Below are 14,909 nucleotides of genomic sequence, written 5' to 3'. Positions count from 1 at the left end.
CAGCACGTCCGCGTCGGACACCTCGAGGAGCTCGTCGACGAACCCCATCCCGGCCATGCCGGCCCCGACGACCAGGTAGTCGGTCTCCAGGCGCCTCATCGCCGCTCACCTCCGGTGGTGACCGCGCGGCCGGCGCGGCCGGGGATCGGGCGCCTGTCAGGCTAGCCGCAGGGTCGAGGGATGGCGAGCGCGTCGGCCCGAGCGGGCCGGTCGCCTGCGGCCGGGTCGGGGACCGTCACACCTCGAGGTCGGACGCGACCCACACGCCGGCGTCCCCGAAGCCGACGATGTCGTCGAGGCCGTTCCCGGTGACGTCGGTGCAGAAGCGCGGATGCTGGTCCACCCGCCAGCCGTTGTCGTAGCCGAAGTCCGTCACGATCAGCCGTGGGGCCTCGTACGTCTCGACGTCGGTGTGGGCGGCGACCCACACGCCCGAGTTCCCGAAGCCGACGATGTCGAGGGCGGGAGCGCCCCAGGTGAGCTTGGCCAGCAGGCGGGGGTGCCGGTCCACGCGCCATCCGTCGTCGTAGCCGAGGTTGTCCACCACCAGTCGGGGCCTCTCGAAGGTCCCGTTGCCGGCGAGGGTGTTCCTGGCGACCCACACGCCGGAGTTCCCGAAGCCCACGATGTCGGCCCGGCCGTCGCCGTTGATGTCGCACATCACGCGGGGATGCTTGTCCGGGCGCCAGCCCTCCGGGTAGCCGAAGAACGGCTCGATCGTCTGGGGGTCGTCGAAGGTGCCGTCGCCGTTGTTGAGGGCGACCCGCACCCCGGCGTCGCCGAAGCCGACGACGTCGACGGCCTCCTGGTCGGTGAATCGGGTGACGATCGAGTCCTTGATCCTGACCAGGAAGCGAGGGTGCTCGTCCACGCGCCAGCCCTGGTGGTGGCCGAAGTCGGACACGGCGAGCCGGGGGGACCGGAAGGTGCCGTCGCCGTTGTTGAGGGCGACCCACGCGCCGGCGTCGCCGAAGCCGACGATGTCCGCGGTGCCGTCGGCGGTGAGGTCGGCGAGCTGCCGGGGGTGCTTGTCCACGCGCCAGCCCCGGTCGTGGCCGAAGTCCGGCAGCACGAGCCGGGGGGATCCGAAGGTGCCGTCGCCGTTGTTGAGGGCGACCCGCACGCCGGCGTCGCCGAAGCCGACGATGTCCGCGGTGCCGTCACCGGTGAGGTCGGCGCAGAGGCGGGGGTGCTTGTCCACGCGCCAGCCCTGGTCGTGGCCGAAGTCCGGTACCGCGAGCCGGGGGGATCCGAAGGTGCCGTCGCCGTTGTTGAGGGCGACCCGCACGCCGGCGTCGCCGAAGCCGACGATGTCCGCGGTGCCGTCACCGGTGAGGTCGGCGCAGAGGCGGGGGTGCTTGTCCACGCGCCAGCCCTGGTCGTGGCCGAAGTCCGGTACCGCGAGCCGGGGGGATCCGAAGGTGCCGTCGCCGTTGTTGAGGGCGACCCGCACGCCGGCGTCGCCGAAGCCGACGATGTCCGCGGTGCCGTCACCGGTGAGGTCGGCGCAGAGGCGGGGGTGCTTGTCCACGCGCCAGCCGGCGTCCTGCCCGAAGTCCGGTACCGCCAGCTGCAGCTTCATCGGTCTCCTCCTCGCTGCCGTCGACGGCCTCGTGTGGCCGGAGGCCGCCACTCCCAGCGTCGCGCCGCACCGGCGCGCGCCACCACGGTCGGAGGTCCCGGTCAGCGGGGACCAGCGCTCACCGCGCGTGGCGCCTCGTCGGCACCCCGAGGAGGGAGCGCCGGGCACGCTTCCGGTGGCGTCAGGCCACGCCCCGCACGTGCCCGTCGAGCCAGGCGGGGACGTCCCGCAAGGTCTCCAGCACCACGTGCGTCCCGGCCGACTCGAGCTCCTCGCGGCTGCAGCCGAGTCGAGGACCTGCCCGCGAAGCTGCCCGGGCGCCAGGAGTTCCCGGTCCGAGCCGACCTTGCCTCCGCAGAGGGGGTGGCGGAGGTGTGGGAGCGCGTACTGGTCGCACGGACCGAGGAGGTCGCGGCCAAGCGCCCTGCGGGTAGCCCTGTTGACTGGGCCGACGGTCACGCCTCGGCGCCGGGAGTGAACAGCGTCAGCTGCATTCCGTCCGGTGCGGCGATCCGCGCGTTACGGTCTCCCCAAGGAGTGTCGACGGGATCGGCGACCCGTTCGGCGCCCGCCCCGACCAAGCGGTCGGCCGTTGCGTCGGCGTCGTCGACGTGCAGGGCGAACCGGACCTTCCCCGACACCCGCCGACCGACCTCGAGGTCGTCGACCATCGCAGCCTGGGACTCGTCGAAGAGTTCCAGGGTGGCCCGGCCGGCATCGAGCAGGACAACGCGTCCGCCATCGGTGGTCCAGTCCGCGAGTTGCGGGAGGCCGAGCGCGTCGCGGTAGTGGGCGAGCGCGGCCTCGAAGTCGTCGACCGTCAGGGTGATGCGGAACTCGCGCACTTCGGTCATGGGCACAGTCTGCAGGGCTCCCCGATCTAGCGCGAGGCCCTGCAGGACGGCGACGGGCCGAACGCCGGGTCGCCGCCAGGAGCTCGCGCGCTTCGTGCGGCTGATCGATCGTGACGCGGAGCGTGACCAATGCGGGATGGCCGCGTGGGTCGATGCGGCACCCGGAGCAGTCACCAAAGGTTGACACGGCATTGCGGCGGACGACGCTCCCGCCCGGATCATCCATGCAGACCGCCTGCGGCCGAAGTCCTACGACTACCTGAGATGAGGTGACCGATCATGACCAAGATCAAGTCCGACCACGTCGACACCGGACTCGACCAGCTCGATCCCGCCGCGCACCCAGCGCGCGACGCCGCGCATTTCCGCCGCATTCTTGCCGCCCGCGACAGTGTGGCGGCCGCCGAGCAGGAGTTGCGTGACGCAGTCCGTGCCGCGCGCGAAGCGGGCGATTCGTGGAGCGTCATCGGAGCCGCTCCGGATACCACCCGACAGGCCGCTCAACAGCGCTTCGGCAACTGACCCCAACTGTCCACGCGACGCAGCGGCGAACGCGGCGGTCGGACGCGGGCCGATCACGACTGGCGCCCGTCGTCACATGGATTCTGGCCCTGAATTGGCCGAATGAGGGGCCAGAATCCATGTGACGTCGCGCCGCCCGCGCCGCAGCAGACTGGGCGGTAGGACGCGCCCAGGCGGGCGCTACGCGGTGCCGCTCATGTGCCCGTCGAGCCACGCCGGGAAGTCGTGCAGGCTCTCCAGCACCACGTGCGTCCCGGCGGCCTCGAGCTCCTCGCGGCTGCAGCCGCCGGTGAGCACCGAGACGCTGGTGACGCCGGCCGCGAGCGCGCCCTCGACATCGTGGACGTGGTCGCCGACGTAGACGCTGGCGCCCTCCCGGCGCAGCACGTCGGCCTTGCCGACGCCCCACACCCAGCCCTCGAGGTGGTCGTGGTCGAGCCCGAGGTGGTCCAGGTGCAGGCGGGCGTTGGGGGCGTACTTGCCGGTGACCACGAGCACGCGGCCGGCGTGGCGGCGTACGGCGGCGAGGGCCTCGTGGGCGCCGCCGAAGGCCGGGGTGCCGGTGATCGCGTGGTCGGGGTAGAGCGCCCGGAAGCGGTCCCCGGCGGCGGCGATCGCCTCGGGCGCCAGGTAGGGCTCCAGCAGCAGGTCCAGCGGCGGGCCGAGCTTCGCGGTCATCTCCGCGACCGGGAACTCCACGCCCAGCTCGGTGCCGAGCGCGACGAGCACGTCGCGGAACCCGGGTGCGGTGTCGATCAGCGTCATGTCGAGGTCGAAACCGACCACCAGCCCGCCGGCGCCCTGCTCTGCCATGGGCGCCAGCCTAGGAGCCGGCGCCGACGACAGGGCTACTGGGCCTCGGCGCCGACCCCGGAGGCGGCGACCCCGTTGAGGTGGCCGACCAGGTGCGTCGCCAGCTCGACGGCGTCGGGACCGACCCCGTCCAGGAAGCTGGACTTGCGGCGGCGCAGGAACGGCAGCCCGAGGGCGTAGAGACCCGCGGAGGGGTGCACGCCGCCGTCGTGGGGGAGCCGTCCCGTGCGGTCCAGCAGCTCGGGGTCGAGCCAGGGGTAGCGGGGCCGGTAGCCGGTCGCCCAGATCACGTGCGAGAAGCCGCGCAGGTCGGCGTCGAGGCGGGTGCCGTCGATGGCGGTCGGCGCCGGTCGGGTGGGGGCACCGAGCTCGGCGTCGAGGCCGTGCGCGGTGGCGAACTCGTCGATCAGGTCCAGGTAGCGGCGCTGCTTGAGGTCGGCCAGCATGCACACGTTGGCCAGCGAACCGGAGAACTGGGCCCGGTGGCCGGCCACGCCGGCCAGTCGGCCCACGACGGAGACGCCGCGGGAGGTCAGGGTGTTGAGGTCGAGCGCGCGGCGCTCGGGGGAGCCGACCAGCTGCAGGGAGGGGAGCCGGCGGGCGCGGGCGAGGTCCTCGACCTCGTCGTAGCGCTCGTCGAGGGTGCCGAGGGTGTCCATCCACCAGTGGATGTCCATCCCGCGGTAGGTCCGCGGCACGCGGACGTGCTCGCCGGTGGCCAGCGTGACCTCGCGGCCGGCGCGGGCCAGCTCGTCGGCGATCTGGAGGCCCGAGGCCGAGCCGCCGACGACCAGCACCGCACCGCCGCCGGCGACCTGGCCGGGGTTGCGGTAGGCGTTCGGGGTCAGCTGCTGGAGGTGGTCGGGGAGGCTGTCGGCGAAGGCCGGGCGGTGCGGGTCGCTGCAGGCACCGCTGGCGATCACCACCGCGCGCGCCCGCCAGGAGCCCCGGTCGGTGTCGACGAGGTACGCCGACCCGGACCGGGTGACCCGCTCGACCGTGGTGCCCGGTTGGACCGGGGCGTCGAACGAGGCCCGGTACGCGTCGAGGTGGGCGACCACCTCGGCGGCGGTCATGTAGCCGTCGGGGTCGGCGCCGGCGTAGTCGAAGCCGGGCAGCCGGGTCATCCAGTTCGGGGACAGCAGGCGGAGCGAGTCCCACCGCTCGGTGCGCCAGGAGTTCGCGGTCTGCCCGCGCTCCAGGACGACGTGGTCGACGCCGGCGTCGGTCAGGCAGCGGCTCATCGCCAGGCCCGCCTGGCCGCCGCCGATCACCACCACGTCGGTCCTGCGCGTGCTGCGTGCTCCTGCGTGTGCCATGGGACTCGCTCCTCTTCTCGGAAGGGTGGGGTGCTCGGTCTGCTGGTCGCCCGGATCGGCCGGCCGGTTCAGGCGAGCTCGACCGAGACGGCCGTCGGGTTGGTGATGACGTCGAAGACGGCGGACCGCTTCTGCGACTGGGCGAGGACGGCCTGCAGCTCCTCGCGGGAGGCGTCGGCGTCGATCTCGTAGCGCACGGTGATGTTGCTGTAGCCGTTGCGCACGTCCGGGTCGATGCCGAGGATGCCGGCAAGGTCCATCTGGCCCTGCACGATCGCCTTCACCGACCGCAGCTGGAGGCCGCGGTTCTGGGCGACGGAGGCGACACCCGCGGTGAGGCAGCCGGCCAGCGCCATCAGCACCAGCTCGGCCGGCGTGGCACCGTTGTCGGGCGAGGCGAAGACCTCGGGGTGGTCGATGTCGACCGAGTACTCGGCGCGGTGGCTCTGCTGGGCGCCCAGGCCGAAGAACTCCTTGACGCTCGAGCGGCTGTGGGTGCCGTTGATCCACTGGTTGGTGGCGGTGAAGGTGAAGGCGGCGGCCTCGCGAGCGTTGGTGAGGACGTCGCGGGCCCCGAGCAGGGCGTCGACGTTCACGCCGTTGTCGACGGGCTTGGTGGGGTCCTGGGTGGCGGTCATGTGACTTCTCTTCCTGTGTGGTGGGCCGCCTCGTGTGGCGGCCCGATCGGTGACACCACCGTGGCCCGGGGCGCACCCCGCGAACTTGGAGGAGACGTGGAGAAGCCGTGGAGCCCGATCTCCACCTCTCCTCCAAGACCTGCGCGCCCGGGTCGGCGCACCGTGGAGCCATGTCCACCACGACCCACACCACGCACCCGGCCAGCCACCCGGCCAGCCCCGAGGGCCACGACTGGCGCGAGGCCGGTGAGGCCTGGGGCAGCGGCGCCGTCGACTGGGCCTGCCTCTTCGAGCACTACGCCGTCAACGTCCTCCTCGTCACCATGGACCGGCTCCACGTCGGCGAGGGCACCCGGCTGCTCGACATCGCCTGCGGCTCGGGCCTGGGGATCCGGTTCGCCGAGGCGGCGGGCGCCGAGACGGCCGGGATCGACGCCGCGGAGTCCCTGGTCAGGGTCGCCCAGGCGCGCTCGCCGCGCTCGGACGTGCGCCACGGCGACATGTTCGCCCTGCCCTGGGCCGACGCCAGCTTCGACGCGGTCACCTCGGTCAACGGCATCTGGGGCGACTGCGAGGCGGCGCTGGCCGAGGCCTACCGCGTGCTCCGGCCCGGTGGTCGGATCGCGATCAGCTTCTGGGGCCGCGGCCGCCTGGACCTGCGTCCGGTCTTCAAGGTCTTCGCCGCGAACTCGCCGGAGTCCCACCAGCAGGGGATGCGGCGCACCAACAACATCGCCCGCGACGGCGTCGCCGAGGCGATGCTGGCCTCCGCCGGCTTCGAGGTGCTCGAGCGCGGCTCGCGCCTGTCCATGGTGGAGTGGCCGGACGCCGACACCGCCTGGCGGGCGATCGCCACCCTCGGGCCGGCGCAGCCCGCGCTGCGCAACGTCGGTCCCGAGGCGCTGCGGCCGCAGGTGATGGCGGTCCTCGATGGGCTGGTCGACGACTCGGGGATCTACCGATTCTGCAACGACCAGGAGTACGTCGTCGCGCAGAAGCCCACGTGAGCCGGGCCGCGGCCACGCCGCGGTGCCGTCGTACAGCTGTCGTAACTCAGTGCCGTTGACATGTCGCCTGTGTCACACTAGGGGGGTTGTGGTGGGGCGCAGCGACCCAGGAGGCTGATATGCCGATTTTCATGGTCGAGCGCGAGTTCGCCGATGAGCTCGATCTCGACAACGAGACCGTGCGCCTGATCGAGGAGTACAACCTCGAGCGCGAGATCAAGTGGTTGACCTCGTTCCTGTCGGCGGACAAGAAGAAGACGTACTGCCTCTACGAGGCCGACAACGTCGAGGTGCTGCGGCGTCACGCCGCCGACCTCGGGCTTCCTGCCGACACGATCATCCAGGTCGACGAGTTCGTTCGCTGAGCAGCCGTGCCGCGGTACGGGTTCGGTGCGTTCGTCCTCGACTCCGACACCGTCGAGGTGACCGGACCCGACGGGGTCCGTGAGGTCGAGCCGCAGGTCTTCGGCGTGCTCCAGTACCTGGTCCAGCAGGGCGACCGGCTGGTCACCAAGGACGAGCTGCTGGAGAACGTCTGGGGCAACAGGTTCGTCTCCGAGTCGGCGCTGACCACGCGGATCAAGCAGGCGCGGCGCGCGGTCGACGACGACGGCGTACGGCAGTGGGCGATCAAGACCGTGCACGGTCGCGGCTACCGGTTCGTGGCCCCGGTCGAGGTGGGGCCCGACCCGGCGGCACCGGTGTCCGAGCCGGCCGCGACCGCGCCGGACGCGCCCGAGCCCGGCGACGCGACCGACACCGCCGGCACCGCCGACACCGCCGACACCGAGGTGGCCGCCGCGACGAGGCGCGCCGCGGCGCCGGACGGCGACAGGTCCGTGACCGCCCTGCCGGACGAGCTGCGGATGGATGCGCGTCGGCCGTTCTGCGGTCGCGTCGAGGAGCTGCGCCGCGGGGCGTCGATCATCGACGCTCCCGAGCCCGACGCCCCGATCGGGTGGGTGTGGATCCTCGGGGAGCCCGGGATGGGCAAGAGCCGGCTCGCCGCCGAGCTGGCGGCCGGCGCCCACGCACGCGGGCACCGCATCGCCTTCGGGCGCAACAGCGAGGACCTGCGCGTGCCCTACCAGCCCTTCGTCGAGGTGCTCACCCAGCTCGTCGGCGACCCGGCGCTGCCCTCCCTCCCCGACGCGCTGGCGCACCTGCTGCCCGTCTCGGCCGGCGGAGCGCAGCACGGGCCGGGGGCGGGCACCGCGAAGGTCGACGACGAGGGGCGGCGCTTCCAGCTGTTCGAGGCGCTCGCGGGTTGGCTGACGCGCTGCGCCGAGGTGCGCCCGGTGGTGATCGTGATCGACGACGTCCACTGGGCCGCGCCGTCGACGCTGCAGCTGCTCGCCCACCTGCAGCAGCGCCCCGGCCACGCCCGGGTGACCCTGGTCCTCACCGCCCGCGACACCGCCCCGGACGCCAGCGACCGCGTCGCGGACCTGATGGCGACGGCCCAGGGCCGGCCCCGGACCGCGGTCCTGGCGCTCGCCGGGCTCGACGAGGAGGACGCCGCCCGGCTGGTCGCCGCCGAGGGGCTCGACATGGCCGAGGTGATGCGCCAGACCGCCGGGAACCCGCTGTTCCTGCACGCCGTCGACCCGGTCTCGGGCGAGGCGCAGATCGAGGGCGCGGTACGGCGGCGCCTGAACACCCTGCCCCCCGAGGTTCAGGACACCCTGCGGATGATGTCGGTGCTGGGGCTGGAGTTCGAGCTCTCGGTGGCCGCCGCGGCGCACGGGCGTGACGAGCTGGACCTGCTCGACGAGCTCGAGGCGGCCTGCGCCGCGCGGCTCCTGGAGGACATCGGCGTCGAGAGGTTCCGGTTCACCCACGCGCTGGTCCGCTCCAGCCTGCGCGACCAGCTCAGCTCGGCCCGCCGGGCGCGGATGCACCGGCGGATGGCCGAGGCGCTGGCCGAGGTGTTCGGCGCCGATCCGCTGCGGCTGCCCGAGCTGGCCTACCACACGGCCGAGGCCGCGCGGGTCGACCGGTCGCTGCGACCGGTGGCGGTCGAACGGCTGATGCGGGCGGCCGAGGTCGCCTGCGACCGGCTCTCCTTCCGTGAGGCCGCCGACCTGCTCCACGAGGCGCGGCAGCTGGCCGGCGACGCGGACGCGGGCAGCCAGGCGGTGCTGGCGCTGGCCGCCGGGAACGCCGAGCACCGGGCCGGCCGGAACATGCCCGCCGCCCGGATCTTCGGGGAGGCCATCGTGCTGGCCCGCGACACCGACGACGTGACCACGAAGGTCGAGGCCGCCCTGCGGTACGAGGATGCCCGCTGGCGCCCCGGGCTGGCCGGCGAGCGCTCGCTGGAGTACCTGGAGGAGGCGGCAGCCCTGCTCGACGAGGCGGTCGCGGCGGGGGAGGAGGTCCCCACCGAGCCGGACCTGCGGGCGCGGCTGGCCGTGGGGCGGCTCCGCGCCCTGGCGATGTCGGGCCGCCCGGAGGAGGCCGAGGCCGCGTTCGCAGGAGCGCTGCGGCTCGCCACCGAGATGGGCTCGCCCACCCTGGAGGCGAACGTGCTCGGGGTCTACCTCGGTCACGTGGTGCTGCACCGGGACCTGGAGGAGGCGCGGCCGATGATCGAGCGCCTGGCCGAGCTGGAGCGCGACATCGAGGACGGCGACATCGCGCTGCACGCGCTGCACGACCGGATCATGTTCGGCACGCTGAGCGGCGACTTCGCCGCGGTGCGCCGGCTGGTCGGCACCATGGCCGAGCTGCAGCGCCGGTACCGGTCCACCTTCTGGGAGCTGGTCCGCGCCAACCAGGAGGCGATGGAGGCGTTCTACGCCGGCGACTTGGAGGCGAGCGAACGGCTCACCGAGCGCTGCCTGACGCTGGCGGACCGGCTCCCGGACGAGGACGGCACCGGCACCTACGGGCTGCGGATGTTCCTGATCCGGCGCGAGCAGGACCGGCTGGCGATCCTGATGCCGATGATCCGCACCGTGCTGGCCCGCACCCGGGGCGACTCGCTCTGGACGCCCGGGCTGGCCTGGTTGCTCGCGGAGACCGGGGCCACCGAGGACGCGGCCATCGTGCTCGCGGAGCTGCGCGAGACCGGCTTCGACCTGCCCCGCGACGCCATGTGGTCCACGGTGATGGTCTTCCTGGTCGAGGCCGTGGTCCGCATCGGTGACCGGGAGGCCTGCCGCGTGCTGCGGGAGCGCCTGGGCCCGCTGGCGGGCAGCAACATCACCACCGGGTCGGGGCAGGTCTGCTTCGGCCGCGCCGACCGCTACCTCGGCATGCTGTCCCTCACCCTCGGCGACCTGAAGGCCGCCGAGCAGCAGCTCGGTGCCGCGCTCGAGGGCGACGCCGACGGCGGGTCGGTGCTCTTCGCGAACGACAGCCGGTTCTGGCTCTCCCGGGTGCGCCGCGCCCAGGGGCACGACGCCGAGGCCGACGCGATGCTCCGGGTGGTCGCCCTGGAGGCGGAGGCGTCCGGCCTGGCCCGGCTGACCCGGGTGGCGCGTGAAGAGCTCCTCCAGGGGCCCTCCACCTGATCTGCAGATCGTCTCCAAGGCTGGTCGTCCCGGCTTCGGGAGTGTGGTGGTCATCGGCATCCCGCCCGGGGCGCCACCGACACAGGGAGACCACCATGACCGCCATCCAGAGCACCGAGATCACCAGCGCCCGACCGCAGCGCGAGGGGGAGACCAACGGCGTCCCGACCGCGAAGATGTTCGGCGCGATCGCCAAGTTCACCGACAACGGCGACCTCGCGGCGTTCCGGTTCACGGCCCGCAACGCGTGGGTCGACGGCACCGCGAGCACCTCGAGCATCCACGAGTGGTACGGCATCGGCGCCGACCAGCAGCACGTCGAGGAGTTCCGGTTCACCAGCGACCACCCGACCCTGGGCCACGGCTACGGCCCGACCCCGCAGGAGTACGTGCTGCACGCGCTGGCCTCCTGCATCACGGCCGGCGTCGCCACCGGCGCCGCCGCCCGCGGCATCGCGCTGCACAGCGTGACCTCCACCGTCACGGGCGAGATCGACGTGCGCGGCGTGCTCGGCGTCGACCCCGACGTGCGCAAGGGCTTCAGCCGCATCGAGGTCGCCTTCGACGTCCAGGCGGACGCCGACCAGGACCAGATCGACGCCCTCATCGCGTCGGCGACCAAGTACTCCGCCGTCTTCGACATGCTCACCGGCCCGACCCAGGTGGTCGTCGGTCGCGTCGAGGCCTGAGCCGGGTCCACACTCACACAAGGAGCGAACCGATGACCCGCCACCACCACTCCGCGCACCCGCCGCGCAGCCTCCTCGGCCTGTGGGCGCACCCCGACGACGAGTCCTACCTGTCGGCCGGCCTGATGCAGCGCACGCTGCAGGCCGGCGGTCGGGTGACCGTCGTGGCGCTCACGGACGGCGAGGCGGGGTTCGGGGACGACGACCCCCGCACCCTCGCGGAGCGCCGCGCGCTGCGGCGCGCCGAGCTCGGAACGGCGATGGCGGCCATCGGCGTCACCGACATCCGCTTCCTCGGCCACCCCGACGGCAGCCTCTCCGAGGTGCCGGCCGCCGGGGTGGTCGACCGCCTCGTCGAGATCGCCCGGGAGGTGCGGCCCGACGTGGTCGTCACCTTCGGGCCCGACGGGATCACCGGCCACGACGACCACGTCACCGCCGGTCGGCTGGCCGCCGACGCGTGGCGCGCCTGGGGGCACGGCGAGCTCTGGCAGGCGGCCAAGACCGACGCCTGGCTGGACGAGTGGCGCGTCCTGCACGACGAGCTCGGCATCTGGATGACCGAGGAGCCCACCGGCGTACCGGAGGACGAGATCGCCGCCGTGCTCGACCTGACCCCCGCCGAGCTCAACCGCAAGCGCGCCGCGCTGGGCGGTCACGCCAGCCAGAGCGACGTGGTCGCCGCGGCGATGGGGGAGCCGGTCTACCGCCGCTGGATCGCGCAGGAGGCGTTCCGGCGCGCCGCCCTGGTCGGTGCGTCATGACCACCTCCGCGGTCGCGGCGCCCGCCGCCGTACCGGCTGACCTGGCGCCGCCGGCGAGCCCGGTGCGTCAGGCGGTGAAGGACACCTGGCCGTTCGCCGCGGCGCTGGTGCCGTTCGGACTGGCGCTCGGCACGGCCAGCATGGCCGCCGGGCTGTCGGTCGCCGAGGCGATGTTCGGCGCGGTGGTGCTGCTGGCCGGCGCCGCCCAGCTGGCGGTCGTCGAGTCCTTCGGCCGTGGCGACGGCATCGCCGGGGTGGTCCTGGTGACCGCGCTGGTCAACCTCCGCTTCGTCTACTACGGCGCGGGCGCCGCCCGCTGGTTCTCCGAGGCGCCGCTGCTGCGCCGGATGCTGCTGGTCTTCCCCCTGGTCGACCAGACGTTCCTGCTCGGCCAGCAGCGCTTCGGTCCCGGCGTCGCGCTGGGCTGGCGGCAGCGGTACTACCTGACCGCCACCGCGATGCTCGCCGCGATCTTCCTCGGCAGCCAGCTGGTCGCCTACGCGGCGGGTGCGCGGCTGCCGGAGGAGCTCGGGCTGCACCTGGCCGCGCCGCTGGTCTTCGCCGGCATGCTCGCCAACAACCTCGACAAGGCGCCGGCGCGGATCGCCGCGGTGGTCGCCGGGGCCGGCATCCTGGCCGGCTCCGGCTGGCTGGGGGCGGCCACGCTGCCGGTCGCCGTCGGGCTCGGGGTCGCCGTCGCGGCCCGAGCCGGGAAGGGGTGGGCGCGATGACCACGACGGTCCTGGTGACCTTCGCCCTCGCCGCGCTCGTCACCTACCTGTTGCGGGTCTGGATGACCGTCGCCGGCGGTCGGCTGGTCGAGTCCGAGCGTTTCCTCGAGCTCACCTCGCTGGTCACCCCGGCCGTGCTGGCCGCGATGATCGCCTCCGGCGTCGTCCTGGTGCACGGCGAGCCGACGCTGCCCCCGGTGGGCGCGGTGGTCGCCGTGGCGGTCGCCTTCGCCGTCGTACGACGCACGAGGAACGTCGGCATCGGCCTCGTCGCCGGCCTGGCCGTCAACGGGCTGGCCCTGTTCGTCGGGCTCGCCTGAGCCCCTTCCCGACGGGGCTCAGCCCGGTCGATCCGGCCTCAGGTCAGCCCGAGGGTCCGCGCCGACTCCTCGCGCATCTGCACCTTGCGGACCTTGCCGGTGACCGTCATCGGGAACTCCTCGACCACCAGCACGTAGCGGGGGATCTTGTAGTGCGCGAGCCGCCCGCTGGCGTAGGCGCGGACCGCGTCGGCGTCCAACGGCTCGGCCCCGGCCCGCATCCGGATCCAGGCGCACAGCTCCTCGCCGTACTTCTCGTCGGGGACGCCGATCACCTGGACGTCCTCGACGTCGGGGTGGGCGTAGAGGAACTCCTCGATCTCGCGGGGGTAGATGTTCTCCCCGCCGCGGATCACCATGTCCTTGATCCGGCCGACGATGGTGCAGTAGCCGTCCTCCCGCATCACCGCGAGGTCGCCGGTGTGCATCCAGCCGTCGGCGTCGATCGCCTCGGCCGTCTTCTCCGGGTCGTTCCAGTAGCCGAGCATCACCGAGTACCCGCGGGTGCAGAACTCGCCGGTCTCGCCGCGCTCGACGGCCTCGCCGGTCACCGGGTCGACGACCTTGATCTCCACGTGCGGGTGGACGCGGCCGATGGTCGCGGTGCGCCGCTCCAGGTCGTCGTCGACGCGGGTCTGGCAGGAGACCGGCGAGGTCTCGGTCATCCCGTAGGCGATGGCGACCTCGGCCAGGTGCATGTCGTCGATGCAGCGCTTCATCACCTCCACCGGGCAGATCGAGCCGGCCATGATCCCGGTGCGCAGGCTGGACAGGTCGTGCTCGGCGAAGGTCGGGTGGCTCTGCATCGCGATGAACATCGTCGGTACGCCGTACACGGCGGTGCACCGCTCGGCGGCGATGGTGCGCAGCGTGGTCTCGGGGTCGAAGCCGGGCGCCGGGATCACCATCGTGGCGCCGTGGGTGGTGCAGCCGAGGTTGCCCATCACCATCCCGAAGCAGTGGTAGAAGGGCACCGGGATGCAGAGCCTGTCCTGCTCGGTGAAGCCGATCAGCTCGGTGGTGACGTAGCCGTTGTTGAGGATGTTGCGGTGGCTGAGCGTGGCGCCCTTGGGGTAGCCGGTGGTGCCCGAGGTGTACTGGATGTTGATCGGGTCCTCCGGCGCCAGGGACCAGGTCATCACGTCCGCCAGGGTCACGCCGGGGTCGGAGACGTTGTGGTCGGCCCACTCGGGGGAGCCGAGGTAGAGCACCCGTTCGACCGGGGTGTCGTCGACGACCTCCTCGACCATCGCCCGGTAGTCGCTGGTCTTGAACTCCGTGGCCGAGATGAGCAGCCGGGTGCCCGACTGGGTGAGCGCATAGGCCAGCTCGTGGGTCCGGTAGGCGGGGTTGATGGTGACCAGGATCGCGCCGATCTTCGCGGTCGCGTACTGGGTGATCGTCCACTCGGCGCAGTTCGGGGACCAGATCCCGACCCGGTCGCCCTGGGTGATCCCGGCCCGGATCAGGCCGATCGCCAGGCCGTCGACCGCCCGGTCCAGCTCGGCCCACGTCCAACGTCGTCCGGTCGCGACCTCGACCAGCGCCTCGCGGTCGGGATGGGCGGCGACGGTGCGCTCGAGGTTGGCGCCGATGGTCTCCTCGAGCAGCGGCGGGTGGGTGTCTCCGGCGGCGTAGGACTCCATTCCCGAACACTCTGCCGCCCGGTGGTGGCTGTCAATGGCCGCCGCGGGTGTGTCAGTGGCGCTTCTGGATCAGCACGACGTAGCCCAGTGCGACGCCCAGGCCCGCCAGGATCGGACCGATCGTCTGGGCCGCACCCGAGCCCGCGAAGGCCCACAGGCCGCCGAGGACGATCATGGTCAGCGCGACCAGCGCGCCGAGGGCCTTCGCCGCGACGCTCGGGCTGCCGTAACGGTTCTCAGGGTCCGACTCGTTCATCGCGGCAAGGGTAGGCCCGTGCGATCAGCCCGTGCGAACAGCCCCTGCGAACAGCCCCGTGCGGTGGCACGACGCGGCCGGGCTGCCGCTCGTGACGGTCGTCGTCGCCGTCGAGGATCTGGCGCGTCCTCAGGACGCGCTGGCGCCGGTTCCGGCAGACTGCGAACGCCGTCGGGCCACGGGGCTCGGCGCCGTGTCGCGGGTCGGCCCGTCGGCGCGTCGCGCGCGGCACACGTTCAGGATGGGGGAC

The 14,909-nt window shown here is 73.0% G+C and carries 15 protein-coding genes; 8 read left to right on the top strand and 7 right to left on the bottom strand.

What is annotated here, in order from left to right:
• Positions 1-235: 235 nt before the first annotated feature.
• Both E8D34_RS04415 and E8D34_RS04410 read right to left on the bottom strand, forming a co-directional pair.
• A complete protein-coding gene (locus E8D34_RS04415) occupies positions 236-1,582 on the bottom strand; it encodes a VCBS repeat-containing protein (RefSeq protein ID WP_136593350.1) in 1,347 nt (448 codons plus the stop codon).
• Between the two features lie 455 nt (positions 1,583-2,037).
• Positions 2,038-2,436, bottom strand: a complete 399-nt coding sequence (locus E8D34_RS04410) for a VOC family protein (protein ID WP_136593349.1) — start codon at positions 2,434-2,436, stop codon at positions 2,038-2,040.
• Between the two features lie 279 nt (positions 2,437-2,715).
• Here E8D34_RS04410 and E8D34_RS04405 point away from each other — a divergent pair, with 279 nt between their 5' ends.
• The gene (locus tag E8D34_RS04405) at positions 2,716-2,958 is read left to right on the top strand and encodes a hypothetical protein (RefSeq protein WP_136593348.1); all 243 of its coding nucleotides are present in this window, start codon (positions 2,716-2,718) and stop codon (positions 2,956-2,958) included.
• Between the two features lie 180 nt (positions 2,959-3,138).
• Here the strand turns inward: E8D34_RS04405 and E8D34_RS04400 are convergent, their stop codons facing one another.
• The 3 genes from E8D34_RS04400 to E8D34_RS04390 form a co-directional block, all read right to left on the bottom strand.
• On the bottom strand, positions 3,139-3,771 hold the full coding sequence (locus E8D34_RS04400) for an HAD family hydrolase (protein ID WP_136593347.1): 633 nt from the start codon (positions 3,769-3,771) through the stop codon (positions 3,139-3,141).
• 35 nt (positions 3,772-3,806) lie between these two features.
• Positions 3,807-5,090: an NAD(P)-binding domain-containing protein gene (locus tag E8D34_RS04395; protein ID WP_136593346.1), complete on the bottom strand. Its 1,284-nt coding sequence runs from the start codon at positions 5,088-5,090 to the stop codon at positions 3,807-3,809.
• Positions 5,091-5,158: 68 nt separating this feature from the next.
• The gene (locus tag E8D34_RS04390; protein WP_136593345.1) at positions 5,159-5,728 is read right to left on the bottom strand and encodes an OsmC family protein; all 570 of its coding nucleotides are present in this window, start codon (positions 5,726-5,728) and stop codon (positions 5,159-5,161) included.
• Between the two features lie 170 nt (positions 5,729-5,898).
• Between E8D34_RS04390 and E8D34_RS04385 the strand changes: the two genes are divergently transcribed.
• The 7 genes from E8D34_RS04385 (at position 5,899) to E8D34_RS04355 (ending at position 12,757) form a co-directional block, all read left to right on the top strand.
• A complete protein-coding gene (locus E8D34_RS04385) occupies positions 5,899-6,735 on the top strand; it encodes a class I SAM-dependent methyltransferase (RefSeq protein WP_136593344.1) in 837 nt (278 codons plus the stop codon).
• Positions 6,736-6,854: 119 nt separating this feature from the next.
• Entirely contained in the window at positions 6,855-7,100 is a 246-nt protein-coding gene (locus tag E8D34_RS04380; RefSeq protein ID WP_136593343.1) for a DUF4242 domain-containing protein, read from the top strand.
• A 6-nt stretch (positions 7,101-7,106) separates the two neighbouring features.
• Positions 7,107-10,253 carry an AAA family ATPase gene (locus E8D34_RS04375; RefSeq protein WP_136593342.1) on the top strand — a complete coding sequence of 1,049 codons (3,147 nt, stop codon included), beginning with the start codon at positions 7,107-7,109 and terminating at the stop codon, positions 10,251-10,253.
• Positions 10,254-10,348: 95 nt separating this feature from the next.
• On the top strand, positions 10,349-10,942 hold the full coding sequence (locus tag E8D34_RS04370) for an OsmC family protein (protein ID WP_136593341.1): 594 nt from the start codon (positions 10,349-10,351) through the stop codon (positions 10,940-10,942).
• 32 nt (positions 10,943-10,974) lie between these two features.
• Positions 10,975-11,706 (top strand): PIG-L family deacetylase, encoded by a 732-nt coding sequence (locus E8D34_RS04365; RefSeq protein ID WP_136593340.1) that lies wholly within the window; start codon positions 10,975-10,977, stop codon positions 11,704-11,706.
• Positions 11,703-12,437 (top strand): AzlC family ABC transporter permease, encoded by a 735-nt coding sequence (locus tag E8D34_RS04360; protein WP_136593339.1) that lies wholly within the window; start codon positions 11,703-11,705, stop codon positions 12,435-12,437. Before E8D34_RS04365 ends, E8D34_RS04360 begins: the two co-directional genes overlap by 4 nt.
• The gene (locus E8D34_RS04355) at positions 12,434-12,757 is read left to right on the top strand and encodes an AzlD domain-containing protein (RefSeq protein ID WP_136593338.1); all 324 of its coding nucleotides are present in this window, start codon (positions 12,434-12,436) and stop codon (positions 12,755-12,757) included. Before E8D34_RS04360 ends, E8D34_RS04355 begins: the two co-directional genes overlap by 4 nt.
• A 38-nt stretch (positions 12,758-12,795) precedes the next feature.
• Here E8D34_RS04355 and E8D34_RS04350 read toward each other — a convergent pair whose 3' ends face one another.
• A complete protein-coding gene (locus E8D34_RS04350; RefSeq protein ID WP_136593337.1) occupies positions 12,796-14,403 on the bottom strand; it encodes an AMP-binding protein in 1,608 nt (535 codons plus the stop codon).
• Positions 14,404-14,455: 52 nt separating this feature from the next.
• Positions 14,456-14,659: a hypothetical protein gene (locus tag E8D34_RS04345; protein WP_136593336.1), complete on the bottom strand. Its 204-nt coding sequence runs from the start codon at positions 14,657-14,659 to the stop codon at positions 14,456-14,458.
• Positions 14,660-14,909: the final 250 nt, after the last annotated feature.

The sequence above is a fragment of the Nocardioides sp. GY 10113 genome (genome assembly GCF_004919105.1).
Classification (GTDB): Bacteria; Actinomycetota; Actinomycetes; order Propionibacteriales; family Nocardioidaceae; genus Nocardioides.
The sequence above is the reverse complement of the archived record's forward strand: the minus strand, read 5'-3'. Positions and strand labels throughout refer to the sequence as shown.